The following is a 25,490-nucleotide window of genomic DNA, read 5'->3' as shown; positions in this document are numbered from 1 at the left end:
CGAGACTAGCCGTCACGGCACGCGGCGCGGGCGGACCCCGTTGGCGGCCAGGAACGGGTCGAGCCGGCGGGCCAGCTCGGCGAGGTGGTGGCTCGGCACCTGGGGGTACAGGTGGTGCTCCAGGTGGTAGGTGAGCTCGAGGAACACGGCGGGCACGATCCGGCCGCGCAGCGTGCGGGTCTGCGTGAGCGGCGAGTCGCCGTGCCGGTCGTGCGGCAGGTGGACGGTGAGCAGCGGGTACACCCAGCTGCCGACGACGGCCATGACGACGTAGGCGAGCACCGCCGGCGTATGGGGCCACAGCAGCACCCCGGCCGTCGCGGCGACCGGCAGCGCGGCGGCCTCGGCGAGCAGCCAGCCGCGCTCGGTCCGGGTGCGGCGGAAGGCCCACCACCACAGCCTCGCCAGGAAGACCGGCCCGTAGAGCACCGCGGCGGCGGCGCTGATCCTGGCCGGGTAGCCCTCGGGGTCGTCGTCGCGCGGGAAGCGCCGGTGGTGCTGCAGGTGCGTCGCGCGATAGGCGTGCCCACTCTCCAGCAGGGCCAGTCCACAGAACAGGAGCGCCCATTCGGTACCGCGGGAGCCCAGCCCGATCGCGCGGTGCACCACGTCGTGGGTCACGGTGACGACCGCGACGAAGACGCCGAAGACGACGACCGGCGTGAGCAGCCACAGCCAGGGACGGCTCGCCGCGGCCGCGCTGACGGCGGCGTACAGGGCGATCCCGCCCGCCGGCCGGGCCAGGGCCAGCGCCCGCCTCCCGCGGCCGGTGGACAGCAGGTCGGGGCCGAGGTCGGCCAGCGCGGGCCGCTCCGCGGTCCTCATGCGCGCCTCCGCCGCAGCACCCGCTCGGCGACGATGCGGCTGCCGAGCACGCAGGCGACGGTGCCCAGGCCGGGCCACGTCGAGTCGCCGACGACCCAGAACCCGGGCACGCCGATGTCGTGCGGGACGGCGTGCTGGTTGGCGTTGGCCGGGCTCTGCCGTACCCCGCCGACCGCACCGCGGGGGCGGGAGGTGTAGCGCGCGTACGCCCGCGGCGTGCCGACCTCGCGCACGACGGGCCGTCCGGCCAGCCGGGGGTACACCCGCCGGGCCTCCTCGATCATGATTTCGGCGACCTTGTCGCGCCGCTCGGCGTGCCCGGCGTCGTCGAGGTCCTCCCAGCTCGCGAGCTCGGTGTGGGTGGACAGCATGACGGCCCGGTGGCCGGGCGGCGCGCTGGCGGTGTCGCCGGGGGAGGAGACGGAGACGAACATGTTGTTGCCGTCGCCGAGCGGCTCGCGGTAGGAGCGCAGCAGCTGGTGGTGGGTGAACGCCGGCCCGTCGACCTCGTCCTCGGGCACGCCGAGGAACACCACCACGGCCCCGCCCTGCTCGCCGGCGTCGCGGCGCACGAACGGCTCCAGCGCGGCCCGCACGCCGGGCACGTCGGCGAGCGCGGCGGTGGTGGCGACCGGCAGCGCGCTGACGACCTGCCGGGCGCGCACGCTGCCGCGGGCGCCGCGGACGAGGAAGTCGCCGTCGCGCCCGGCGACGGCCGTCGCGCGCCACCCGCAGTACAGGCGGCCGCCCTGGCTTTTGTAGTGCTTTGTGACCGCCTGCCAGAAGCCGCGCATGCCGCCGGCGGCCCGGCTCAGGCCGGCCCCGCGGATCGTGATGCCGAGCGCGGCGTTGATGAGCGGCGCGCGGTCGACGGTGCTGTGCACGGTGTCCTCGACGAGCATCGACAGCAGCCCGACGAGCGGGTCGTCGCCGCGCAGCCCGTGCCGGCGCAGCGCGCCGCCGAGCGTGTCGTTGAGGTGGCGGGCCAGCGCGAGGTCGCGCGGGCGCACGATCCGCCCGTTGTGCACGACGTCGGCGAGGCCGCGCATCGGCATCCGCACCCCGGCGCGGCTGGCCCGCCAGAACGCCTCGGCGAGCCGGTCGAGCCGGCCCCAGAACGCGCGGTGGGCCGGGCTGTCGCCGAGCTTGCGCAGCCGCTCGGCGCGCCAGGCTCCCTGGTCGCGGTGCAGCACGACGGTGCGGTCGGGCAGCCAGGCCACGTAGCCGGGCAGCGGCTCGGCCGGCGGGGCGGGCAGGCCCGTGGCGCCGAACAGTTCGGCGCCGACCCCGCCGGGCTCGAAGTCGACGAGGGTGGTCGCGCCGACGTCGAAGGAGAAGCCGCGGCGGCGGTAGTAGCCGGCGCACCCGCCGGCGTGGCCGTGCGCCTCGAGCACGACCGTGCGGAGCCCGCCGGCCTGCAGGCGCATCGCCGTGGCCAGCCCGGCGAGCCCGCCGCCGACGACGGCGACATCGAAGAGGGTGTTCTGAACGTCAGTTCTGAACATGTGTTCAAACTACGGCACGCGCGAGCGCCGTGACAAGACGTCGATCGCGGTGACTACGTGCGCGACGGCCGGCAGGAGCGTCGCGACGACCGGGATCAGTCGTGTTCGCGCGCGCTCCTGCCGGTCGTCGTTCGCCGGTGGATCAGCCGGTGCGCAGGAAGCCCGGCAGGCCGTAGTAGGCGAACCAGATGTCGGTGAAGCCGCCGCTGCACGGGATCAGCGAGGTGCCGCTGCCGTTGACGCCGCCACCGCCCCAGCTCCAGATGCCCTTCGCGGCCACGGCGCCGTCGCCGCGGATGGTGTAGACGGGGCCGCCGGAGTCGCCGGGGATGCTGCACGTGCCCGAGTACTTGTAGGCCGCGGTGGTGGTGCGGACCCACTCGCCGGTGCTGAGCCGGTAGTCGAACCCGGTCTGCTGCACGACCCAGCCGCACTGCTCGCCGGACAGGCGCCCGCCGCTGCAGAACTGGTCGCCGCGGGCCGGCGAGCGGCTCCACATCTCCGCCACCGTGCGGGAGCTGGTGGAGTTCTGCCCGCCGCTGTAGATCTTGCCGGCGGAGTGCCGGCCGTTGCTCAGCTCAACGAGGGCCAGGTCGCCGTAGTAGGTGCTCTGGCCGGTGAAGAACTGGGTGCCGGTGCCCGACAGCCAGTTCTCCCGGCTGCCCGGGGTCACGAACCCCATGTTCTCCGCCGGGGTCCAGGCGCCGCCGCCGGAGTGGAAGCAGTGTCCGGCGGTGAGCATGTAGTTGGTCGTGCCCGAGTACCAGGAGAACCCGGACGTGCACCCCGAGCCGGTGTTGGTGCCCTGCAGGTTGGCCCCGCCGTAGAAGCCGAGGCCGCCGGACGTGTCGTTCTCGCGGGCCTGCAGCCGGCCGCGGTCGGTGGGCTGCTCGTAGCGCACCGCGATGAGCTCGGTGCCGTACCGTGCGGCGAGCCCGTCGAGCAGCCCGTCGTCGAGCCGGTCGACGTCGAGGATGAGCCGGTTGTTCGCGCCGTCCGGGGTGACGGCGGTGATGTGCTCCTGGCCCGGCAGCTTCGCCGAGGTCAGCGTGGTGATGTCGGCGCGCAGCCGGTCGAACGTGGCCCGGCTGGCCTTCACCGTCCGCTGCCGCTGGCGGGCGCCGGCGGAGCGCTGGCCGGGCTTCCAGCCGGTGACGGCGTCGCGGCCCCGGGCGGTGGTCGTGTCCAGCACCACCTCGCCGGTCGTGTCGTCCAGCCACGGGTAGGAGAAAGTCGGCCGGGTTCTGCTCGGCCAGGTGAGCGGCGTCGCTGAGCAGCTGCGCGGTGGGCTCCGGCAGCGGTTTCGGGGCGCTCTTGTCGGCCGGCGGCAGCAGCGCCAGGCCGCTGCGGTGCCGGTTCGGGTCCTTGGCCGGGGCGGCCGCGGCCGGGCCGGCCACCTGGAGGCTGCCGATGACGGCCAGCGCGACCAGGGCGGGCAGGGCGGGACGCAGATGTGTTCGCAAGTGGTTCCCCCGCAGTCGAAGTGTGGTGGGTCGCGACGCACCGCACCGACCTATGGGCAACCGCGGCGCTGCGGTCGGCGGTCGGCGGCGTGCTGATCGTGCGAGAGAGCGCTCTCTTGCTTGGGCGGAACTCTACGATCGGCCGCGCTCCCACCGCCGCCCCGTTTCAGATGGCGAACGCACGGTCAAAAGGGCGAAATCACCCGGCGTCGGCCGGGCCCCGGACCGAGCGCAGGAGCAGGTCCGACACGTCCGCCACGCGCACCTGCTCGCCGGCCCGGTCCTGCTGCTTGCGGGTGGCCACGCCGTCGGTGAGCATCGCGATGCAGAAGGGGCAGGCGGCCGCCACCACCTCGGCGCCGGTGCCCAGCGCCTGGTCGGTACGGGCCTCGTTGATCCGGGTGCCGATGCGCTCCTCCAGCCACATCCGGGCGCCGCCGGCGCCGCAGCAGAAGGACGTCTCCCGGCTGCGTTCCATCTCGGTGTACGTCACCCCCGGCACCGCGCCGATGAGGTCCCGCGGCGGGCTGAAGACGCGGTTGTGCCGGCCGAGGTAGCACGGGTCGTGGTAGGTGACGGCGGCGTCGACCGGGTGCGCCGGGCGCAGCCGGCCCTCGGCGACGAGGCGGGACAGCAGCTGGGTGTGGTGCACGACCTCGTAGTCGCCGCCCAGCTGCGGGTACTCGTTGGCGATGGTGTTGAAGCAGTGCGCGCAGGTGACCACGATCTTCTTCGCGCCGGCCGCGTCGAGCGTCTCGACGTTGCTCTTGCCGAGCTCCTGGAACAGCAGCTCCTGGCCGAGGCGGCGGGCGGCGTCGCCGGTGCAGGTCTCGGCGCCGCCCAGGACCATGAACGGCACGTCGGCGGTGTGCAGCAGCTCGGCCACGGCGCGGGTGGTGCGCTTGGCGTTCTCGTCGAGGGCGCCCGCGCAGCCGACCCAGAACAGGTACTCGACGTCGTCCGGCAGCCGCCCGCCCTCCAGCACCCGGACCGGGAACGGCAGCCCGGCCGTCCACTCGAGGCGGGCCTTCGCGCCGCGGCCCCACGGGTCGCCGGCCCGCTCGAGGTTGCGCAGCAGGACGTTGGCCTCCTTCGGGAAGCTCGACTCGATGAGGACCTGGTGGCGGCGCATGTCGACGATGTGGTCGACGTGCTCGATGTCGACCGGGCACTGCTCGACGCAGGCGCCGCAGGTCACGCACGACCACAGCACGTCCGGGTCGATGACGCCGCCGTCCTCGGCCGGCCCGACGAGCGGCCGCCCGGCCTCGGCGAGCACGTCGGCCGGCAGGGCGGCGCGGGCCTCGTCCGAGCCGGCCAGCAGGTAGGGCGCCTTGGCCAGCGCGTGGTCGCGCAGGCCCATGATGACGAGCTTGGGGTTGAGCGGCTTGTCGGTGTGCCACGCCGGGCACTGCGACTGGCAGCGGCCGCACTCGGTGCACGTGCCGAAGTCCAGCAGGCCCTTCCAGGTGAAGTCCTCGATGGCGCCCCGGCCGATCCGGTCGTCCTCGCCGGGGTCCTCGAAGTCGACGGGTACGCCGCCGGAGTGCACCGGCAGCAGCGGCCCGAGCGCCCGGGGCCGGCGGGAGAACAGCACGTTGAGCGGGGCGAGGCCGATGTGCAGGTGCTTGGAGTGCACGACGATGACGAGGAACGTGAGCACGACGCCGAGGGACAGCAGCACGCCGACGGTCTCGAGGACCTCGTTGGCGCCGGTCCCGAGCGGGGCGAGCAGGCGCCCGGCGGCCGCGGAGGCGAAGGCGCCGTGCCGGTACGGGAACGTGCCGGTGTTGACCTGCGCGCCGCGGAACAGCAGCAGCGTCCACATCACGTTGAAGATCATGAACAGGACGAGCCAGGCGGCGCCGAGATGCGAGCCGAAGAACCGCGACCGCCGCCCCTCGCCGGCCGGCCGGTGCCGCAGGCGGATCGCGGCGAACACGGCCAACCCGGCGAGGACCGCGACGACGAAGAGGTCCTCGATGAAGCCCAGCCACGCCTGCGTACCGATGAGGGGAATGTGGAAGTCGCGGTCGAACAGGGCGCCGTAGCCCTCGACGATGGTCGCGCCCAGGATGACGAACCCCCAGAAGACCGCGAAGTGGGCGAGGCCGGGGACGCTCCACCTGAGCAGCTTGCGCTGGCCGAGCACCTCGGTCGCGATCGCCCGCAGGCGGGGGCCGAGCCCGCGGGTCCGCTCCGGCTCGGCGGGCTGGCCCGTGCGGGCGATCCGGTAGAGGGTCCACACGCGCCGGCCGGCGAGGGCGAACGCCGCCGCCGTCATGGCCAGGCCGAGCACCAGTCGCAGGATCATCGGTCCTCCGGGGGTTCGTGGTCGGGGATGGCGGGGCGGGCCCGGCGGCGGCGGATCTCCGCGAGCAGTTCCGGCACGACCCGGCGCACGTCGCCGACGACGCCGAGGTCGGCGATGGCGAAGATGGGGGCGGCCGGGTCGCGGTCGATCGCGACGATCGTCTCGGCGTGCTGCATCGCCGCCCGGTGGCGCACCGAGCCGGAGATGCCCAGCGCCAGGTACAGCCGGGGGTGCACGATCGTGCCGAGCTGGTCGATGCGGGCCCCGCGCGGGCACCAGCCGAGCTCGGTCGCGGTGTGCGAGCCGCCGGCGGCCCCGCCCAGCGCGTCGGCGAGCTGCCCGACCAGGCCGAACGCCTGCCGCGAGCCCAGGCCGTGCCCGCCGGCGACGACGACCGCGGCGGTGGCCAGGTCGCGCGGGCCCGCTGCCGCGGCCTCGGTGAGGCCTTCGGGCCGGGCGACGCGGCGCACCCGCCGGCCGCGCGGTGCGGCGCCGGCCAGCCGGCGCACGACCGGCGGACCCGCCGGGGCCGGGCCGGCGGGGACCGCCGCCGGCGCGACCGCCTCGGTGCGCACCACGAGCACCGGGGTGCCGCGCACCACCACCGACTCGACCACGTAGGCCCCGCCGAGCACCGACTGCACCGCGACCGGCCCGCCCGGCTCGGCCCGCACGTCGACGATGTCGCCGAGCAGCCCGGCGCGCAGCCGCACGGCCAGCCGGGCGGCGACCTCACGGCCGACCCGGTTGGACGCCAGCAGCACGGCCGCCGGGTTCAGCCGCCGGGTGAGCCGGTCGAGCAGGTCGAGGCGGGCCGCGGCCGGGTAGCCGCCGTCGGCGGCGCCGGTCCAGACCGTGTCGGCGCCGAAGCGGCCCAGCAGCGCCACCGCGGCCGGGTCGGCGGGGGCGTCGAGGACCGCGGCGGGCGCGCCGAGCCGGCGGGCCAGGGTGAGCAGGGCGCACGTCGAACGGCACACGGCGCCGGCCGCCGCGTCGCGCTCCGCGAGCACCAGCACGGGCCTCACACGAACTGCCGGTCCTCGAGAAAGTCGGCGAGGCCGGCCGCGACGGCCGCCGGGTCGCCGGCGAGCAGCCGGTGATCACGGCCGCCGCCGCCCGGGGTGACGGCCCGCACGACGGTCGTCGCGGCCGCCCGGCCCACCTCGCCCGGGGCGACGCCGAGGTCGTCGAGCGTCCACGTGCGCACGAGCTTGTGCGCGGCCTCGGCGCCGGCCGTCCAGGCGCGCTGGCCCGGCTCGCCGCAGCGCTCGGTGACCGACACGACGACCGGCAGCGCCGCGGCGAAGCCCTCGAGCCCGCCGCCGTCGTCGCGGCCGATCTCGACCCGGCGCTCGCGCACCCGCAGCGCGTCGGCGAAGCACAGGGCGGGCACGCCGAGGAACTCGGCGACCATCGCCGGCACCGCGCCCATGCCCGAGTCGGCCGAGGCCGTGCCGCACAGCACGAGGTCGAACCCGAGCCGGCCGGCGGCCGCGGCGAGCACCCGGCCGGTGGCCAGGGCGTCGCACCCGCGCAGCCGCTCGTCGCGCACGTGCACGGCGTCGTCGGCGCCGAGGACCAGCGCCCGGCGCAGGGCCCCGGCGGCCGGGGCCGGCCCCATCGTCACCGCGGTGATCTGCACGTCGCGGCGCCGGCGGGCGATGCGCAGCGCCTGGTCGACGGCGTACTCGTCGGCCTCGTTGAGCCGGCCGGGCCCGACGCGGCGCAGCATGCCGTCGGCCCCGAACGCCCGCGCCGCCGGCACGTGCTTGACCAGCACCACGATCCTCATCCGGGCCAGTCCTCCGCTCGCGTCAGCGTCCGAACCTGAACGAGAGTTTAGGCGGCCGTCGATCCGCCGAGAAGCCCTCGGCATTGATCGACATCGTTCGGCGCGTCGATCACCTGGGGCACCGACTCCAGCGGCGGCAACGGCTACCGCGAGGAGCTGCGCCGCCACCTCGTCGTCGACGCCATCCACATCGACGACCCGCCCGCGTAGGCCGGGATGTGTGCGCCAGGATGTGAGCATGGCGCGTATCGGGGTGATGCTCCCGCGGGACCTGCCCGCCGGCCGGGTGCTGGCCTTCGCCCGGGAGGCGGAGCGGCTCGGGTTCGACGAGCTGTGGGTCGTGGAGGACCTGGGCTTCCGCGGCGGCGTGGCGCAGGCCGGCGCCGTGCTGGCGGCCACGTCGCGGATCGTGGTGGGCATCGGGATCCTGCCGGCCGGGGCGCGCAACGCCGCGTTCGCCGCGATGGAGCTCGCGACGCTCGCGCAGCTGTTCCCGGGCCGGCTGATCGCGGGCATCGGCCACGGCATGCGGGACTGGATGCGGCAGGTCGGCGTCCGGCCGGCCAGCCCCCTCACCCTGCTGCGGGAGTACACGGTCGCGGTGCGCGCCCTCATCCGCGGCGAGCCCGGGCCGGCGGCCGGGCGGTACGTCGACGTCGAGGGCGTGGTCCTCGCCGAGACCCCGCACGTGGTGCCGCCGGTCGTGCTCGGCGTGCGCGGCCCGAAGTCGATCGCCGTCGCCGGCCGGTTCGCGGAGGGGGTGCTGCTGGCCGAGCCGTCCGCGCCGCCCTACGTCGCGGCCGCGCTCGAACGCCTCGCGTCGCCGTCGCCGGAGGTCATCACCTACGACGCCGCGGTCATCGGCGACGACGGGCCGGCCGCCCGCGACCGGGTGCGGCCCGGCCTGGCCTGGATCGGCGAGCCGGACTGGGCGCCGCACCTGGCCGCGCTGCCCTTCGCGGCCGACCTGGCGCGGCACCGCGCGGCGGCGGCGGACCGCGACGCGTTCGCGGCCACGATGCCCGACGCGTGGGTCCGGGAGCTGTCGCTGGCCGGGACGCCGGACGAGGTGCGGGCCCGCATCGCCGCCCGGCACGCCGCCGGCGCCACGAGCGTCGTGCTGATCCCGGCCGAGCCCGACGCCCTCGACGCGCTGCCCCGCCTGGCCCGGGCGCTGCCCGGGGCCTAGCGCCTGCTTCATCACTGAGGCGGAGGCGGCGGCCGGCCCGGATTCCGCCTGGCGGTGTCCCGCGAAAGCCGGGTTACAACACCGGTAGCCAGGCTTGCGCGGGCCACCGCCAGACGAAATCTGGCTCGGCCTCGCACCCACCCCAGTGATGAAAGACGCTAGTGCGGAAAGGCGCGCGGGACGCGGGCGCGGGGCAGCTCGTCGCGGAACGCCTTGATGCGCCCGATCACCTGCCGCCGGCCGATCGTGTGCTCGATGCGGTCCACGTAGAGGCAGCGGGCGGCGAGCTTGGCGAGGTCGACGGTGAAGTAGATCGCCATGAGCGGGTTGACGAACAACTGCCCGCCGCTCGTACGCCGGCTGAAGCGCACATCGCCGAAGGCGCCCCCGGTGGCCGCGGCGATCTGCCCGTGGACGATGCTCGGCCGGTCCGGGGTGGCGGCCTGGGCGTCGGCGACCGCGTCGCGGTAGAGCCGCGCCTCCGGGCTGGAGCCGGGGATGGACAGCGCCCCGAGATAGCCGCCCTCGCGGTCGAGCGCGGCCAGGTTCTCCAGCACCTGCACGTGGTTGACGCCGTCATAGGCGTCGATGCCGAAGCCGAGGCTGACGACCAGCTTGACCGGCACGTCGAGCGGGGCCACGGCGGCGAGGCTCGTGATGTCCTCGGCCGGGGTGCCGAGGTCGCTCTCGTCGCCGCGCAGCAGCACGTCGGTGCCGCCGTCGACGAGCACGATCGCGTCGACGTCCAGGTGCTCGACGAGGTACCGGTAGGCGTCGCGCAGCGGCTGCACGCCCAGCGGCGGGAAGGCGTACACGGTCGAGGGCAGGTCGTGCGCGGCGAGCCAGCGGGCGAGGGTGCCCTCCGGGAAGTACCAGTCGGGGCTGGTCGTGTCCGGCCGCACCGCCACGACGTGCTCGGCCGCCCACGCGTCCCGGCCGACCAGCTCCAGCTCGGAGAACGACAGGCTGGCCAGGTGCACCCGCACGCCGCGGCGCCACAGGGCGAGCGCCAAGGGCAGGCCGGCGTACACGTCGAAGCCCCCGCCGGCGCCGGCGATCAGGATGCTGCGGGCCGGGGCCAGCGCGGCGAACAGCGGCGGGACGGCGAGCGAGAACGACGTCACCCCGCCATGATCCGCCATCGGGCTCAGGCCGGGGCGACCAGCCGGTGCTGGGCCGCGAGGAGCCGGGTCACGCCGTCGGCCGGCATGGGCCGGGCCAGGTGGTACCCCTGGCCGAGGGCGTAGCCGAGCTCGACCAGCCGGTCGGCCTGTTCGCGGTTCTCGACGCCCTCGGCGACGGTCTCCAGCCCGAGGGCCAGCGCGAGCTGCATAACCGCCCGGGCGACCGCCTGCCGGGCGTCGGCCTCCGGCGAGCCCGGCGCGTCGAGCTCGATGCCGTCGACGAACGACTTGTCGAGCTTGATGATCGCGGCCGGGAACGAGCGCAGCAGGCTCAGCGAGGACTCACCGGTGCCGAAGTCGTCGAGCGCCAGCCGTACGCCGAGGCCGTGCAGCTGGTACAGGGCGCGGGACACCTGCTGGCCGCGCAGGGCCGACGACTCGGTCAACTCCAGCACCAGCCGGTCGGCGGGCAGGCCGGAGTCGGCCAGGGCGGCCTCGACGTCGGCGACGAAGTCGGGGTCGTGCAGCTGGCGGGCGGAGACGTTCGGCCCGAACTTCTGCAGCGCGTCCGAGCCGAACTCGGCGAGCCAGCGGGCCGCCTGGTGGCACGCCTCGCGCAGCACGAGCCGGCCGAGCGGCACGATCAGCCCGGTGCTCTCGGCGGCCGGGATGAACTCGGCCGGGGGGATCATCCCGCGGGTCGGGTGCTGCCAGCGGGCCAGCGCCTCGACGCCGATGATCCGCCCGGTGCGCAGGGCCATGATCGGCTGGTAGTGCACGGTGAACTCGCCCGCGTCCAGCGCCCGGCGCAGCTCCCCGCCCAGCTGCGCGTGGCCGGCGACGGGCCGCGCCATGCCGTCGTGGTAGCGCACCCAGTTGGCTTTGCCGCGCTGCTTGGCCGCGTACATCGCGACGTCGGCGTCGCGCAGCAGGTGCCCCAGCGCCGTGCCGGCCGGCGCCGTGGCGATGCCGACGCTGGCGTGCACGAGCAGCCGGTGGTCGCTGAGCGGGGCCGCGAACGCGTCGAGGATGCGCTGCGCGACCGTCTCGCCGAGGGTGGTCGGCCCGGTCAGCAGGACCGCGAACTCGTCGCCGCCGAGGCGGGCCGGCAGGGCGTCGGGCCCGCTGCGGGCCCGCAGCACGTCGGCGACCGCGATCAGCAGGTGGTCGCCGACGTCGTGGCCGAGCGAGTCGTTGATCGTCTTGAAGTCGTCGAGGTCGACCAGGAGTACCGTCGCGTCGCCCTGCTCCAGCCGGCCGCCGAGGCGCTGCTGGAACAGGGCCCGGTTGGCCAGCCCGGTCAGCCCGTCGTGGGTCGCCTCGTGCTCCAGGTGCCGCTGCGAGGCCCGCTTGTCGGCCAGCAGCCGGGCGTTCTCCCGGAACGCGACGAACTGCCGGACGGTGACCAGCCCGGTCACCAGCACGGACGACACGATGACGAGCTTGTCGGACCACGTCAGCTCGCCGGGGATGACGGCGATGAGCGGCACGTCGACGGCCACGACCGCGAGATAGGGCAGCCAGTTGCCGGCGCGCCCGGGCCGGGCGGTCGCGCGCCGCCACTGCTGCCGGACGGCCAGCGCGCCGAGTACCGGCGCGAGCGGCATGACCACGGCCTGGGCCGGCACCGAGCCGGGGTCGCCGCCGAGCACCAGCAGCAGCGCCACCGCGGCGCCGACCAGCCCCGTGAGCCCGACCAGGCGCAGCGCCGAGCGGTCGATCGGCCCGCCCCGGATGTAGGCGACCTTGGTGATGCCGCCGACCGCGAGCGCGAACGACATCCCGAGCAGCACGATCGTCTGGGCGCTCCACTGCCCGGTGTTCGTGATCATCGGAGCCAGCCCGAAGTGGAACAGCACCGTGCCGCAGCCGAGGAAGGCGATCGAGCGGTCCAGCCACTGCCGCCAGCGCTCGCCCGCACTGGCGACGCCGAGCGGCACGCGCGCCATCGCCCACATGGCGGCCAGGAACCCGATCCCGGCCGGCACGGCCGCCGCGATCGGCATCGGCGGCAGCGTCGAGGTGTCCCGGAACCCGGCGACGGCCAGCACGGTGTATCCGGCGCTGAGGCAGCCGAACGCGACCAGCATCAGCCGCCAGAACCCGCGCGCGGCCCCGCCGAGCCCCGCGTGGCGCAGCAGGTCGAGGACGGCGACGGCGGTGGCCGCGGCGCCGAGCGGCAGCGCGAGGTACGACACGGCGGCCGGCCCGGCGCCCGTGGCCAGCCAGACGAAGTACCACAGCGTCGCCAGCACCGCGATGGCGGCGGTGACCACGACGTGGCGCAGGGGGGCGCGGCGTTCAGCGGTCACGGCCTGCCCCATCGGTCGGCGCCCGGGCCGGCTGAGGCGGTTGGGCACCCGCTACCGCGCCGCTCCACAACCGCAACCGGCCCCGCGGTGTCGGGTTTCGGCCGTGCCGGGGCAATGCGGCGCCCGAGTTCCTACCGTGCCCGGGATGAAGCGTCCGTTCGTGCCAGGCCTCGCCGCGCTGGCGGGGCTCCTCCTCATCCCGGCCGTGGCCACCCCGGCCGCCGCGGCCTTCCCGGGCCGCAACGCGCGCATCGCGTTCATGCGGTTCGACAGTGCGAACCCGCTCGGCGAGATCCACTCGGTCAAGCCCACCGGACTGGCCGATCTCAACCTGACCAACACGCCGGCGATCGAGGACCGCGATCCGGCCTGGTCGCCCGACGGGCGGCGGATCGCGTTGCGGCGCTACGGCGCCGGGGCCGACCAGCTGTGGGTGATGAACGCCGACGGCTCCGGGCTCGCCGTGGTGCCCGGCAGCGGCGAGGCCGGCTCGCCGGCGTGGTCGCCGGACGGGAAGCGGCTGGTGTACGAGTGCTACGACCCGGTGACGTTCGTCGGGCACATCTGCGTGCGGGAGTTCAGCGGCGCCGGCTTCCAGCTGCTCAGCGCGCCGCCGGCCGGGGCCGACGACCGGCAGCCGGTGTGGTCGCCCGACGGTACGCGCATCGTGTGGGTGCGCTCGCTCGCCGCCGGTGGGAGCCAGCTCGTGGCGCTCACGCTGAGCACGCTGTCGCTCGACCCGGTGACGCCGGCGGTGGCCGGGCAGTACGACGCGTGGCCCGACTGGTCGCCGGACAGCCGGGAGATCGTGTTCAGCCGCACCCGCAGCGGCGCGACCAGCGCGGGCATCTACCGCGTGCCGTCCTCGGGCGGCCCCGGGAAGCTGTTCATCGCGCCGCCGCCCGCGGCCACCGACTCGCACTACACGATGCCGGCGTGGTCGCCGGACGGCCGGAAGATCGCGTACGTCCACCTCGACGACGACGAGGCCTGGGGCTACATCTACACGGTCAACACCGACGGCTCCGGCACCACGCAGATCACCTTCGGCCCGGCCACCGACGAGGTGCCCGACTGGTCGCCGGCCTGACCCAGACCTTCGGCGCGGGCAGCGCCGCCTCACCCGATCGGGTTCCGCCGGATGTACCGCGCAACGGCACCCCCGCCGGCCGGCGCACCCGGAACGGCTCCGCCCTACGGTTCGCTCCGCCCGCCGCTCGCATCGAACGCCGCCATCGAGCCGCCAGTTCATCGCTGGCCGGGCGCATCGCACCGCATATCCAAAGGTGCCGACGTCCCGTGAACCCCGATGACAAACGAGCGGCGACCGTTAATGTCGACCGCGCCGAAATCGCCCGACGGGGCCGCCCGGGCGCAGCGCGCCCGGCGGCGGGTGCGGCACGTCTGCATTCGTCGATCTGGGTTCCGGAGGGGGCGCATGGCGGGCTTGTACGGTGCGGACGCCGACGAGCTGGAGCGGTTCGGGCAGCGGCTGCGCGAGTCGGCGGACCGGCTGGAGGCCATCCGCGGGGAGGTCGGCTCCGCCTTCGCCCGGGCCCAGTGGGAGGGCGACGACGCCCAGCACTTCCACGACCTGTGGCAGCACCAGCTCTCCGGGCGGCTGCGCGCCGCGTCGACCGCCACCCGAGACGCGGCCGGCGTGGTGGTCCGCAACGCCCGGCAGCAGCGCGACGCCAGCGCCGCCGACGGTGGCGGTGGCGGTGGCGGCGGCGCCTGGGGCCCGCACCTCGGCGACCCCGGCGCCGTCACTGCGTGGAGCGTCGACCTGGACAAGCTCGAGCCGTGGGTCGAGCGGGCGGGGGGTCTCGTCACGATTCTGGGCGGCATGAAGGCCCTGGAGCGCTTCGAGCCCGCCTTCAACGTCGCCGAGAAGAGGCTGGGCTACGTCTCCGCGGCCGTCGGCGGGTTCAAGTTCGGCGCCGCGCTGGCCAATCACGACACCGACGGCGTCAAGGCCGGCGCCGTCGACCTGACCGCCGACGCCGTCTTCGCCGGGCTTGCGGTCGTCTCGGTCGGCTGCCCGCCGCTCGCGATCGGCGTCGGCCTGGCCGAGATCGGCTACTCGTTCGTCCCCGCGGAGGCGAAGGTCGCCGCCGCGGACGCGGTCATCGACGCCGGCAAGCACGTCGGGCACGCCGCGACCGAGCTCGGCCACGCGGCCGCCGATGTCGGCGGGGCGGTCGGCGGGATGATCTCCGGCGGGTTCCACGGCATCCAGAAGGCGCTGCACCGGTGAGCACGAACGACGACGAGGGAGCGATTGCGCCGATGGCCACGACAACCCTGTTCACCTTCGCCGAGCTGGAGTTCCTGCTGCGCTCGGCGGCGGGCTCCGAGGGCGCGGCGGCCCGGGTCGATGCCGTGCGCGAGCGGCTGGGCCTGCGCGCCGAGGACGGCGCCGAGCGCATCGCCGCCGCGGGAGTGGCGTCGCTGCTGGCCCGCGACCTGTGCGCCGAACGCGACGGCGACGTCGTGCCCGGTGCGCTGGTGACCGCCGCGGTCGCCGCGCTGACGACGGCGCACACACGTACCGAGGCGGCCGGCTGGATCGACGGGCGGCCGGTGGCGGTCCACCTGTTCACCGGCGCCGTGGCGCGGCTGGTGCTCTCCCCGGCGTCCTTCGGGTTGTACACCGCCGAGGTCATCGACCCGGCCGAGCCCGTCAGCCGTCCGCTGGAGCGGTTCATCGACCTGTGCGCCGCCGCCCCCGGGCAGACCGCGGTCGCGATCCGCTCGGAACGAATCGGAACCGGCGCCGAGACCGGCCTCGCGGTGGCCCGCACCGAGGACGGCGGCTGGCTGCTCTCCGACACCGTGCGCAACCCCGACGACGGCCGCCCCGCGACCCGGGCCGAGATCGATGCCCGCCTGGAGGCCCTGTTCGGCGCGGCGGTGGGCGCCTGATGACGGTCGACGGCGCGCACAACGGCGGCCACTGGGGCGGGCACCGCACCACCGCGGCGCTCCCGCCGGTACCGCCGGTGGCGGTGGCGTCCGCGGCGCTGACCGTGCGGGCCGGCGCGGCCAGTGACGCGGGCCGGATGCGCCCCGTCAACGAGGACACCGCGCTGGCCGGGCCGGGCGTGTTCGCAGTGGCCGACGGCATGGGCGGGCACGCCGCCGGCGACGTCGCCAGCGCGCTCGCGGTCGCGGCGCTCGAACGGCTCGGCGGGCGCCCCGGGCTCGTACCGCAGGACATCCGCGACGGCATCGCCCGCGCCAACCGCGACATCCTGGCGGCCGCCTCGGCCGACCGGGCCCGCACGGGCATGGGCACGACCCTGGCCGGCGTCGGCGTGGTGCGCGTCGCCGGCACCGAGCACTGGGCGGTCTTCAACGTCGGCGACTCGCGCGTGTACCGGTTCATGGCCGGCGCCCTCACCCAGATCACCGTCGACCATGCGGCCGACACCCCCGGTCGCCGCGGGGTCATCACCCGGGCGCTCGGCACGGATCCGGCGCCCCAGGCCGACCTGTGGGTGTTCCCGCCGACCCCGGGCGAGCGCTTCCTGATCTGCTCGGACGGCCTGCCGCTGGAGCTGGCCGACGGCGAGATCGCCGCGGTGCTGGGCGCCGAGCCCGCCCCACTGGAGGCTGCGGAGCAGCTGGTCCGCCGGGCCGTGGCGGCCGGCGGGCGCGACAACGTGACGGCGGTCGTGGTCGACAACGTGACGGCCGCGGCGACGGGCGACGTGGCCGCGCTCGTCACCGCCCCGATCGCCGTGCCCGACGACCCCGACGTCGGCGTCGACACCACTGCGCCGCGGCGGCGGGCATGACGACGTACGACGCCGCCTACGCTCCCGGCGACTGGCTCGCGATTGCCGAGTCCGGGCTCTGGCTCATCGCCGACCTGGACCCCAACGACCCCCTCGCCGCCGAGTGCTGGGCCCTCGCCGTCGGCGGGGCGCCGCTGGAACGACTGGCGGCGCTGCTGCGCTCGGCCGAGCGCCCGGTCTCCTTCGCCGCCGCGTGCCTGGAGTCCGCCGGCGTCGGCGCGATCGCCCGCGGCGGTGCGGTGGCCGAGATCGTCGGCGCGGACGGCCGGACCGAGACCGTGCGCGACGACGCCGGCGGGTCGCCCGCCGCCCGTCCGGCGGCGCGGTTCCGGCTGGCCGGGACCAGGCCCGCGACCGGTGACGGGCGGCTGCCGATCGTCGCCGGCATGGTTCTTGCGGCGGAGCTGACCGCCGTGCTGCGCACGGATGCGGAGATGATGCCGGCGCCGCAAACCGGAACGGACCCAACCCCCCTCGCCGCCTGGCCGCCCCCGGCCGCCCCGGAACCGTCTCCCGGCATCACGTGGCCGCCGCCGGCTCCGGAACCGGCTCCGGCCGCGACCTGGCCGCCGCCCGCGCCGGGTCCCGTCACGATGTGGCCGCCGCCGGATCCGGCGCCGGTCGCGACGTGGCCGCAGCACGAACCGGCTCCGGTCGAGGCGGGCACCTGGCCACCGGCCGCGGACGCCGAGGACGGCGATCCGACGCGCTACGACGCGATGTTCGGCTTCGCCGCTCCGGCCGTCGCGCCGGTCGAGGAGTTCCCCGAGACCGTGGCCGTGCCGGTGGTGCGCCCCGAGCCCGAGCCGGCCGTCGGCCACACCACGATGCGACCCGCAACCCCCCACGAGGCCCCGGCGGACGACTTCATCGACGTGGACTCGCTCGGCTGGCTCTCCACCGCCGCCCCGCCGCCGATGGTCGTGCCCCCGACGGTCGCGCCGCCGCCGGCCCCTCCGGCGCTGGAGCCGGCCCCGGACGAGCTCATCCTCACCACCGTGCGCGGCGGTCGGGCCGCGCCCGTTCCGGGCCCGCTCGTGGACGCCGTGAGCTGCCCGGCCGGCCATCTGGACGACCCCGGCGCGCGTGAGTGCCGCGTGTGCCGCGCCCAGATCCAGCCGCAGTCGCCGACCCGGGTCAACCGCCCGCCGCTGGGCGTGCTGCGCCTGTCGACCGGCGACTCCATCGCCCTGGACCGCAACGTCGTGCTCGGCCGCGCGCCCGGCGGCCCGTCCGGCAGCGGCGCCGGCGAGCCGCACTACGTGAAGCTGCCCAGCCCGTACCACGACATCTCCCGCCGCCACGTCGAGATCCGCCTCGACGGCTGGTCCGTCGTCGCCGTCGACCTGGACTCGCGCAACGGCACCTTCGTCGAGCAGCCCGGCGAACGGGCCGTCGAGCTGCCCCGCGGCGGCGCGTGCCGGCTGCGCAACGGGGCGGTCATCGGCCTGACCGAGGACGTGTCGATCCGGTTCGAGGCGGCCGGATGAGCGTCGAGGAGGTCAGTATGCGCGCCGACGACCCCCGGCCACCGCGGATCGACGGCTACGAGTACCGCGAACCGCTCGCCCGCGGCGGCCACTCCGTCGTGCTGCGCTACCACCAGCTGCGTGAGCAGCGCGACGTGGCGGTCAAGGTGCTCACCCTGCACGGCGCGCAGCGGGGCGCCTCGGCGCAGGTCGTGGCCGAGGCCAACAAGATGGCCCGGCTCAGCCTCCACCCCAACATCGTGCCGGTGTTCTTCAGCGCCGAGGACGGCGACCGCCCGTACATCGTGATGGCCTTCTGCCCCGGCCGCGACCTCTGGACGCTGCTGCGCGAGCACGGCCCGTTCGACGCCCGCCGGGTGCTTCGGGTGGGTGTGCAGATCGCCGGCGCGCTGCAGGCGGCGCACTCGCACGGCATCGTCCACCGCGACCTCAAACCGGCCAACATCCTCACCGACGAGTACGGCGCGCCGCGCCTGACCGACTTCGGCATCTCGGCACTGGAGGGCGACGCCGCCGACGGTATCGCCGTGTCCGTGCCGTGGGCGCCGCCCGAGGTGCTCGCCGGCCGTCCGGGCGACGTGGCCGCGGACGTCTACTCGCTCGGCGCCACCCTCTGGAACCTGCTCGCCGGGCGCATGCCGTTCGACCGGCCGGGCGCCAACTCGCCCGAGCAGATGGAGGCCCGCATCCGCGCCGGCCGGGCCCCGCGCACGGGCCGCGCCGGGGTGCCGCCGGCCCTCGAGGACCTGCTGCAGCGGATGATGGCCCCGGTGCCCGCGCAGCGGCCCGCCACCGCGGCCGCGGTGGCCGCCGAGCTCGAGCGCATCGAGGAGGCGTGCGGCGGCCCCGTGCGCGCCGACGACCCGTGGCACGCCGGCCCGGTCGCCGTCGCGACACCGCGGTACGGCGAGGAACTGCTCACCCGCACCCGCGTGCGGCATCGGCCGCCGGAGCCGGAGGAGCCGGAGATCGTGTCGGCCGGCACGCAGCGCCGCAAGCCGGACGGCACCCGGGCGCCGATCGCCGAGCTCGAGCCGCCGGCCCCCGCGCCGCGGCGCAACCGGTGGGTGTGGGGCGCCGCCGCGGCCGGGGTGGCCGCCGCCGCGGTCCTCGCCACGGTGCTCGCCCAGCGCGGGGGACAGGCCGGCGGACCGGCCGACCGGCCCAGCGCCGCCGCCGAGAACGCGGGTGGCCAGGACGCGGGCGCCGGCGGCGACCTCGTGCCGCCCGGCGTGCCCACCGTGACCGGCGAGCGCGTCGATGCGCAGCACGTGCGGTTCACGTGGACCTATTCGGCCCCGTACGACAGCGACACGTTCCTGTGGCGCACCGGCGCCGACAACGGCACCGCGCCCGAGGCGTCCGTCAGCCTCGCCGGCAGTGGCGAGGTGTGCCTGGAGGTGAAGGTGATCCGCGCCGACGGCCGCAACGGCAGCGTCGACTGGTCCCCGAAGGCGTGCGTGCGATGAGGATGGCGAGGGTCGGCGGTCTTCCCGCGGTGGGCGCGTTCGCGCGCCGCCGCTGGCGCGAGGCGGTCTCCGCGGTCGTCATCGGCGGCGGCGTGCTCGTGCTGGTCCTCTCCGCGGTCTTCGCCGCCGGCATACCGGTCCGCCGGGTCGACCTCAACGACGGCGGGATCTGGGTCACCAGTGACCGCGACGGGCTCTTCGGCCGGCTCAACCGGCCCGCCGGCGCCCTCGACGCCGCCCTCTTCCCGCCCGGAGGCGCGCAGAAGGCCTACGCGCTCGACGTCGTGCAGGACGGCAAGGCGGTCGCCGCCTGGGACAAGGGCACCGGCCGGCTCATCCCGGTCGACGTCGCCCACGCCGTGGCCGTCGGCGACGGCGGGGGTACCCCGGTCGCGGCCGCCCAGCAGGTGCAGCTCGCCGGAGGCACCCTGGCGCTGCTCGACCCGCCGACCGGGCGGGTCTGGGCGGTCCGCGCCGACCCGGAGCGCGGCCTGGCCGCCGGCAACGGGCTCGCCGGGCTCGACCCGGCCGGCACGCCGCTGGCGACGGTGGGGCCGAACGCGGCCCTCGCGGTCGGCGTGGACGGCATCGTGCACGCGGTCGCCGCCGACGGCCGCCTCGTCGCCGTCCGGCCCGAGGGCGACGGCTTCGCGGCCCCGCAGTACAGCCGGACCGCGCCCCTGGGCAAGCCCCGCCTCACCGCCGTCGGCGCGCAGGCCGTGGCCCTCGACGGGGCGACCGGCCGCCTCACCGTGCCCGGCACCGGCACCGCGGTGACGGTCGACGGCGCCGACGAGCACGCGGTGCTGCAGCTTCCCGGCCCCGACGCCGCGACGGTCGTGGTGGCCACCGCCCGCTCGCTCGCCGCCGTCGCCCTCGCCGACGGCTCCGCCACGCGGCTCGGCGGCTCCGACGGCGGCGAGCCGGCCGCCCCGGTGCGGCTCGACGACTGCGTGCACGCCGCGTGGTCCGGCGCGTCCGGCGGCTACTGGCGCGCCTGCGGCACCGCCCCGGCCGCCCGCGGCAACCTCAAGAACGCCGACGTCCTGCAGCACCCCGTCTTCCGCGTCAACCGCGGTGCCATCGTGCTCAACGACCTGAGCACCGGCGCCGTGTGGGACCTGGCCGACCAGCGCCGCGTCGACGACTGGTCCTCGGTGCGCCCGCCGCCGCTGAAGAGCGACGACGACAAGCAGCAGAACTCGACCGACGCGCCGCCGGCGCAGAGCAAGCCCAAGGCGGTCGACGACACGCTCGGCGCCCGGCCGGGGCGCACGACGCTGCTGTACCTGCTCGACAACGACTCGGACCCGGCCGCCGCCATCCTCACCATCACCGCGACCACGGCCCCCGACGACCCGAACGTGCACGCCGTCATCGCCTCCGACGGGCAGTCGGTGGCGCTGACCCTGCCGGCCGAGGCCCGGCCGGGCGCGAGCATCCATTTCCGGTACACCGCCGACGACGGGCGGGCCACGGCGGACGCCGGCGTCACCGTGCAGGTGCGCGGCCCCAACGACAACAAGGCTCCCGCGCTGCGGCCCGGCTACAAGCCACCGGCCTGGACCGTGGCGTCCGGCGGCCGGCTGTCGATGCCGGTGCTCGCCGACTGGCGCGACTTCGACGGCGACCCGGTCGCGCTGACCGACGCCGCCGTCAAGGCCGGCACCGTCACCACCACGCCCGGCGGGCTGCTCGTGTACGGCGCCCCGAACGACGGCGGCGTGCAGCACATCGCCTACCACGTCGGCGATGCCATCGCCCCGCCCGTCGCCGGCGCGGCCGACGTCACGGTGCTTGCCGCCACCGCGGCCACCGCCGTCGCGGCCACCGCCCAGCCCGATGTCGCCCGCGGCCAGGTCGGCCAGCCGATCACCATCCGGCCGCTGGACAACGACCTGCCCGGCGCCGACCCGGCCGACCCGAACGCCCGGCTCGCCCTCGCCGGCGAGCTCGCCAGCCCGGCGAACACCACGGTCGTGACCAACCTGCGCGACGGCACCGTCGTGCTCACCGCCGGCAAGCCCGGGCCGTATCAGCTCGAGTACAAGGCGGCGTACGGCAACGCGCCCTTCGCCCGCGGCCAGATCCGCGTCGACGTGGTACCCGCGCCGTCCTCGCCGGCGCCGCCCGTCGCCATGCCCGACTCGGCCGTGCTGCGCGGCCAGCTGCCCGCGACGGTCGACGTGCTCGCCAACGACTTCGCCCCGAGCGGCGGCGTGCTCGTCGTGCAGCGCGCGGCCTCCGCCGACCCGGCCACCCGGCTCAGCGTCGCCGTCGTGGACGGGCACTGGCTGCGCATCGCGGCGCTCAGCGCCGCCGCTTCGGGGCCGGCGCCGCTCCTCGTGCGGTACACCGTGACCGACGGCATCACCGCCCCGGTCACCGGCGAGGTCACCGTCACCGTGCTCACCGACCCGCCCGACGTGCGCCCCGCGCCGCAGGACGACGCCGCCACCGTCCGGGCCGGCGACGCCGTCTCCGTCGCGGTCCTGGCCAACGACACCAACCCGGGCGGCGCGCCCATGTCCCTGGCCGCCGACGTGCCCGGCGCACCGGGCCCCGGACGGCTCACCGTCACCTCGGCCAAGGGCTCCGGCGAGGACGTCGCCGGGCGGGCCTACGTGTCCGGCGACCTCGTGCGCTACGTGGCGCCGGCCCGCGTCGCCGCCCCGCTGCCGGTGGGCGTCGACTACGTCGTGCGGAACACCGCCGGCGACCAGGCCACCGGGCACGTGCGGATCACCGTCCTCCCGGCGCCGGCCGACGGTGCCGGCAACCACCCGCCGGCGCCGCCGCCGCTGGAGGCGCGGGCCGTGGCCGGGCAGACCATCCGCATCGGCGTGCCGGCCGGCGCCGACCCCGACGGCGACACGGTCGCCGTGGCCGGGCTCGGCTCCGCGCCGATGCTCGGGCGCGTGCTCAGCGTCAATGCCACGTCGCTGGAGTACCAGGCGTATCCGACGGCCGCCGGCACCGACACGTTCACGTACCGGGTCACCGACCGCTTCGGCGCCGTCGGCGAGGCCGCGATCCGCGTCGGCATCGCCCCGCCCGGCGCGCCGCAGCCGCCGGTGGCCGTCGACGACGAGGTCACCGCCGCGCCCGGCGCCCGGCTGCACGTCGACGTGCTCGCCAACGACCTGTACGCCGCCGGCGACCCGGTCAGCATCGCGCCGCTGCAGGACGCCCCGCCGGGCGTCGCGCTCGCCGGGAAGAACGGGCCGATCGACGTCACCGTGCCCGAGGCCGGCGGCAAGCCGCTCGTGGTGGTGTACGCCATCACCGACGGCGTCGGCGAGCCCTCCGCCGCCACCCTCACCGTGCGCGGCCAGCCCGGCTACGACATCCCGCCGGTCGTCTTCGACGCCTACCCGGCCGCCGACGGCCCGGTCGTGACCGTCGACATCGGCCAGCAGGTCGTCGATCCCGACGGCGACGCCGCAGCGGTCACCGTCACCCGCGTGTTCGACCCCGCCGCCCGGGCCGACGGGCGCATCGTCACCGCGCCGGTCACCGATCGGCCGTACACGGTCGCCTACGAGGTACGCGACGCGGGCGGGGCCACCGCGGTCGGGCTGATCCACGTCCCGGTGCCGGGCGCCGGCGCGCCCTACGCCACCCCGGGCCGCACGATCATGCTGGATCGCGACGGTACCGCGAAGGTCGACCTCGCCCAGTACGTCACCGACCCGGCCGGCAAGGCGGTCCGGCTCACCACCACCGACAAGCTCTGGGCCACGCCGGGCACGGCGCTGACCGCCAAGGCCGACGGCGACCGCGCCGTCACGCTCACCGCCCGCGGCGGCTACACCGGCCCGGGCGCGCTCACCTTCGAGGTCACCGACGGCGCCTCGCTCACCGACCCGGCCGCCCGCGTCGCCGTCGTGACGATCCCCGTCCAGGTCGGGCCCCCGACGCCGGTTCTGCACTGCCCGGCCGACCCGCTGCCGGTCGTCGAGGGCGGCGCGTCCGTCGCCCTGGACGTCACCAGCGTCTGCCACGTGTGGGCGCCGGACCCGGACAGCCTGCCCGGGCTGCGGTACACCCTGCAGTGGAAGCGCCGCCCGGCCGGCGACGTGGCCCTGGCCGGCGACGGCGAGCACGCCGGCTCCGTCACCGCGGCCTCCGGCACCCCGCCCGGCTCGACCGGGGTCGTCGCGGTCGGCGTGAAGGGCTTCGACGGCCCCGCGGCCGAGCTCGCCGTCCAGGTCGTGGCGGCCGCACCGCCGTCGGTCAGCCCCGTCACCGTCGACGGCGTCAAGGCCGGCGAGGCGGTCACCGTCGACATCGCCCGCTACGTGCGCTCGCAGCTGCGCGAGCCGCGCGTGTCGGTCGTCTCGGCGAGCCAGACGTCGGGCCAGCCGGCGGCGGTCACGACCAGCGGCTCGCGGGTCCAGCTGGCGCCGGGCGCGGACACCCACGGCACGATGACGTTCGTCGTCACCGTCACCGACGTGGCCGACCCGGGCCGCGTCGACCGGCACGCGACCGGGCGGATCACCCTGCACGTGCTCGGCCCGCCCGACGCGCCGGGCACCCCGGCCGTCGACCGCACGGTGCTGAGCCGCTCCGTCGCCCTGTCGTGGACGGCCCCGGCCAACAACGGCGCGCCGATCGACCGCTACGAGGTCGACTGGTCCGGCGGCTCCCAGTCGTGCGCGGCCTCGCCGTGCCTCATCACCGGCCTGACCAACGGGCAGAACTACACCTTCACGGTCAAGGCCCACAACCTCGTCGGCTGGAGCAGACCCAGCGGCGCATCGGCGACCGCGCAGCCCAACACGGTCCCGGGCGCGGTCACCGGCGTGGCCGCCGCCGACCCGCAGGACCACACGCTCAGGCTGAGCTGGTCCGCGCCGCCCAACGACGGCACGCCGGTGCTGCGCTACGACGTGAGCTGGACCGGCGGCGGGCGGGCCAGCTCGACCGGCCCGGCCCTCACCGCCACCGGCCTGGACAACGACGTCGTCTACACGTTCACGGTCGTCGCGGTCAACGCCAAGGGTCCCGGCGAGGCGGCCACGACGCAGGGCCAGTCGGCCGGCACCCCGCCCGCCCCGGCCGCGCCCGACGTGGCCTCGGTCAACGCGGCCGACTCGGCGACCCGGGCGGTCACCGTCTCCTGGGCGGCCGTCGACCCGAACGGGCCCGGGCCGGTGAGCTACACGGTGACCCGCGGCGCGAAGACCGTCTGCGCGGCGGTCACCGCCCGATCCTGCACCGACGACGGGCTGGCCAACGACGGGACCGTGTACACGTACACCGTCTCCGCCACCAACGGCGCCGGGCACGCCTCGGCGCCCGGGCCCGGCACCCGCCTGGAGGCGGCGTCCACCCCGGATCCGATCACCGGCGCGTCCGCGGCCGCGACCGGCGCCGACGGGCAGGCGACGCTCCGCTTCGACGTGCCCGCCTCGCACGGCGCGTCGAACACCGTCACCTGCACCTGGAGCGGCGGCGGGTGCGGGTCGTGGACGTACCCGACCGGCGGGCAGGCCGGCGCCACGCAGACCATCAACGGCCTGCCCAACGGCCAGGCGGTCACGCTGAGCCTGCAGGCCTGCAACGGCAGCAGCGGCGGGGCCGGCTCCGGCAGCCCCTGCGACGCCGCGGTGACCGCCGGTGTGACGACGTACGGCCCGCTGAAGAACCTCGGCATCGCCACCTCGGCGTCGGGGCAGACGGTGTCGTTCACCGTCTCGGTGGACCCGAACGGCAAGCCGGCCACGGTGACGGTGCAGACGTCGCGGCAGACCCAGACCTTCACCACCGGCGTCGGGGCGTGGAGCTGGTCCGGCTCGGACACCATGGGCTACAGCGCCACCGACACGATCAACGTCACCGTGTCCGACGGCGGCCGGGCCACGCTGTCGCAGTCCAAGCAGCAGGCGACCCCGCCGCCCCCGCCGACCGTGACGGTGAGCAAGGGCGCCCCGTGCGGCGGTGGTGGCGGCTCGGCCTGCGCCGGCGGCTCCTGCGCGAGCGGCAGCTGCGCCTACATCCACGTCGCGACGGCCAATTTCGGCGGCAACGTCACCTGCACGTTCAACAGCCAGCACGGGCCCGGCGGCTTCATCACCGGCACCTGGGGCCCGAACCAGAGCAAGGACTCCGGCAACTGGTACGGCTACCCCAACGAATGGGTGTCCGTGACCTGCGGGGGCGTAACGGGGCAGATGACGTGGTACTAACCCAGAGAGGAAG

General features: G+C 76.0%; 16 protein-coding genes. 8 read left to right on the top strand and 8 right to left on the bottom strand.

All coding sequences use genetic code 11. The features are described 5' to 3' along the window. Positions 1 to 12 precede the first annotated feature (12 nt). The 6 genes from ACQEVU_RS33720 to ACQEVU_RS33695 all read right to left on the bottom strand — a co-directional run bounded on the left by ACQEVU_RS33720 (position 13) and on the right by ACQEVU_RS33695 (position 7,899). Positions 13 to 825: a fatty acid desaturase gene (locus tag ACQEVU_RS33720; RefSeq protein ID WP_433330744.1), complete on the bottom strand. Its 813-nt coding sequence runs from the start codon at positions 823 to 825 to the stop codon at positions 13 to 15. Beyond that, complete coding sequence (locus tag ACQEVU_RS33715; protein WP_433330742.1) at positions 822 to 2,330, bottom strand: phytoene desaturase family protein; 1,509 nt, start codon at positions 2,328 to 2,330, stop codon at positions 822 to 824. The genes ACQEVU_RS33720 and ACQEVU_RS33715 overlap by 4 nt, the downstream gene beginning before the upstream one ends. Before the next feature lie 142 nt (positions 2,331 to 2,472). After that, entirely contained in the window at positions 2,473 to 3,525 is a 1,053-nt protein-coding gene (locus ACQEVU_RS33710; RefSeq protein WP_433330740.1) for a trypsin-like peptidase domain-containing protein, read from the bottom strand. 467 nt (positions 3,526 to 3,992) lie between these two features. After that, positions 3,993 to 6,107 carry a (Fe-S)-binding protein gene (locus tag ACQEVU_RS33705; RefSeq protein ID WP_433330738.1) on the bottom strand — a complete coding sequence of 705 codons (2,115 nt, stop codon included), beginning with the start codon at positions 6,105 to 6,107 and terminating at the stop codon, positions 3,993 to 3,995. After that, positions 6,104 to 7,132, bottom strand: coding sequence for an electron transfer flavoprotein subunit alpha/FixB family protein (locus tag ACQEVU_RS33700; RefSeq protein ID WP_433330736.1), 1,029 nt, complete (start codon positions 7,130 to 7,132; stop codon positions 6,104 to 6,106). Before ACQEVU_RS33700 ends, ACQEVU_RS33705 begins: the two co-directional genes overlap by 4 nt. Further along, positions 7,129 to 7,899 (bottom strand): electron transfer flavoprotein subunit beta/FixA family protein, encoded by a 771-nt coding sequence (locus tag ACQEVU_RS33695; protein ID WP_433330734.1) that lies wholly within the window; start codon positions 7,897 to 7,899, stop codon positions 7,129 to 7,131. Before ACQEVU_RS33695 ends, ACQEVU_RS33700 begins: the two co-directional genes overlap by 4 nt. A 238-nt stretch (positions 7,900 to 8,137) precedes the next feature. Here ACQEVU_RS33695 and ACQEVU_RS33690 point away from each other — a divergent pair, with 238 nt between their 5' ends. After that, on the top strand, positions 8,138 to 9,088 hold the full coding sequence (locus ACQEVU_RS33690) for an LLM class flavin-dependent oxidoreductase (protein WP_433330732.1): 951 nt from the start codon (positions 8,138 to 8,140) through the stop codon (positions 9,086 to 9,088). Positions 9,089 to 9,246: 158 nt separating this feature from the next. Here the strand turns inward: ACQEVU_RS33690 and ACQEVU_RS33685 are convergent, their stop codons facing one another. Together ACQEVU_RS33685 and ACQEVU_RS33680 are read right to left on the bottom strand one after the other, a co-directional pair. Further along, complete coding sequence (locus tag ACQEVU_RS33685; protein ID WP_433330730.1) at positions 9,247 to 10,212, bottom strand: DUF1152 domain-containing protein; 966 nt, start codon at positions 10,210 to 10,212, stop codon at positions 9,247 to 9,249. A 23-nt stretch (positions 10,213 to 10,235) separates the two neighbouring features. After that, a complete protein-coding gene (locus tag ACQEVU_RS33680; RefSeq protein ID WP_433330728.1) occupies positions 10,236 to 12,524 on the bottom strand; it encodes a putative bifunctional diguanylate cyclase/phosphodiesterase in 2,289 nt (762 codons plus the stop codon). 145 nt (positions 12,525 to 12,669) lie between these two features. Here ACQEVU_RS33680 and ACQEVU_RS33675 point away from each other — a divergent pair, with 145 nt between their 5' ends. The 7 genes from ACQEVU_RS33675 (at position 12,670) to ACQEVU_RS33645 (ending at position 25,477) form a co-directional block, all read left to right on the top strand. Continuing rightward, positions 12,670 to 13,614, top strand: coding sequence for a hypothetical protein (locus ACQEVU_RS33675; protein ID WP_433330726.1), 945 nt, complete (start codon positions 12,670 to 12,672; stop codon positions 13,612 to 13,614). Between the two features lie 348 nt (positions 13,615 to 13,962). Then, entirely contained in the window at positions 13,963 to 14,781 is an 819-nt protein-coding gene (locus tag ACQEVU_RS33670; RefSeq protein WP_433330724.1) for a hypothetical protein, read from the top strand. A 32-nt stretch (positions 14,782 to 14,813) separates the two neighbouring features. After that, positions 14,814 to 15,449 (top strand): hypothetical protein, encoded by a 636-nt coding sequence (locus tag ACQEVU_RS33665; RefSeq protein WP_433330722.1) that lies wholly within the window; start codon positions 14,814 to 14,816, stop codon positions 15,447 to 15,449. After that, on the top strand, positions 15,449 to 16,324 hold the full coding sequence (locus ACQEVU_RS33660; RefSeq protein WP_433330720.1) for a PP2C family protein-serine/threonine phosphatase: 876 nt from the start codon (positions 15,449 to 15,451) through the stop codon (positions 16,322 to 16,324). Before ACQEVU_RS33665 ends, ACQEVU_RS33660 begins: the two co-directional genes overlap by 1 nt. Next, the gene (locus ACQEVU_RS33655) at positions 16,321 to 17,814 is read left to right on the top strand and encodes an FHA domain-containing protein (RefSeq protein ID WP_433330718.1); all 1,494 of its coding nucleotides are present in this window, start codon (positions 16,321 to 16,323) and stop codon (positions 17,812 to 17,814) included. The genes ACQEVU_RS33660 and ACQEVU_RS33655 overlap by 4 nt, the downstream gene beginning before the upstream one ends. Then, positions 17,811 to 19,283, top strand: coding sequence for a serine/threonine-protein kinase (locus ACQEVU_RS33650; RefSeq protein WP_433330716.1), 1,473 nt, complete (start codon positions 17,811 to 17,813; stop codon positions 19,281 to 19,283). Before ACQEVU_RS33655 ends, ACQEVU_RS33650 begins: the two co-directional genes overlap by 4 nt. After that, positions 19,280 to 25,477: an Ig-like domain-containing protein gene (locus ACQEVU_RS33645; protein ID WP_433330714.1), complete on the top strand. Its 6,198-nt coding sequence runs from the start codon at positions 19,280 to 19,282 to the stop codon at positions 25,475 to 25,477. Before ACQEVU_RS33650 ends, ACQEVU_RS33645 begins: the two co-directional genes overlap by 4 nt. The last annotated feature ends 13 nt before the right edge of the window (positions 25,478 to 25,490 follow it).

The sequence above is a fragment of the Dactylosporangium sp. CA-139066 genome, assembly GCF_050936175.1.
Classification (GTDB): Bacteria; Actinomycetota; Actinomycetes; order Mycobacteriales; family Micromonosporaceae; genus Dactylosporangium.
This window is presented reverse-complemented; position numbering and strand designations above follow the sequence as displayed.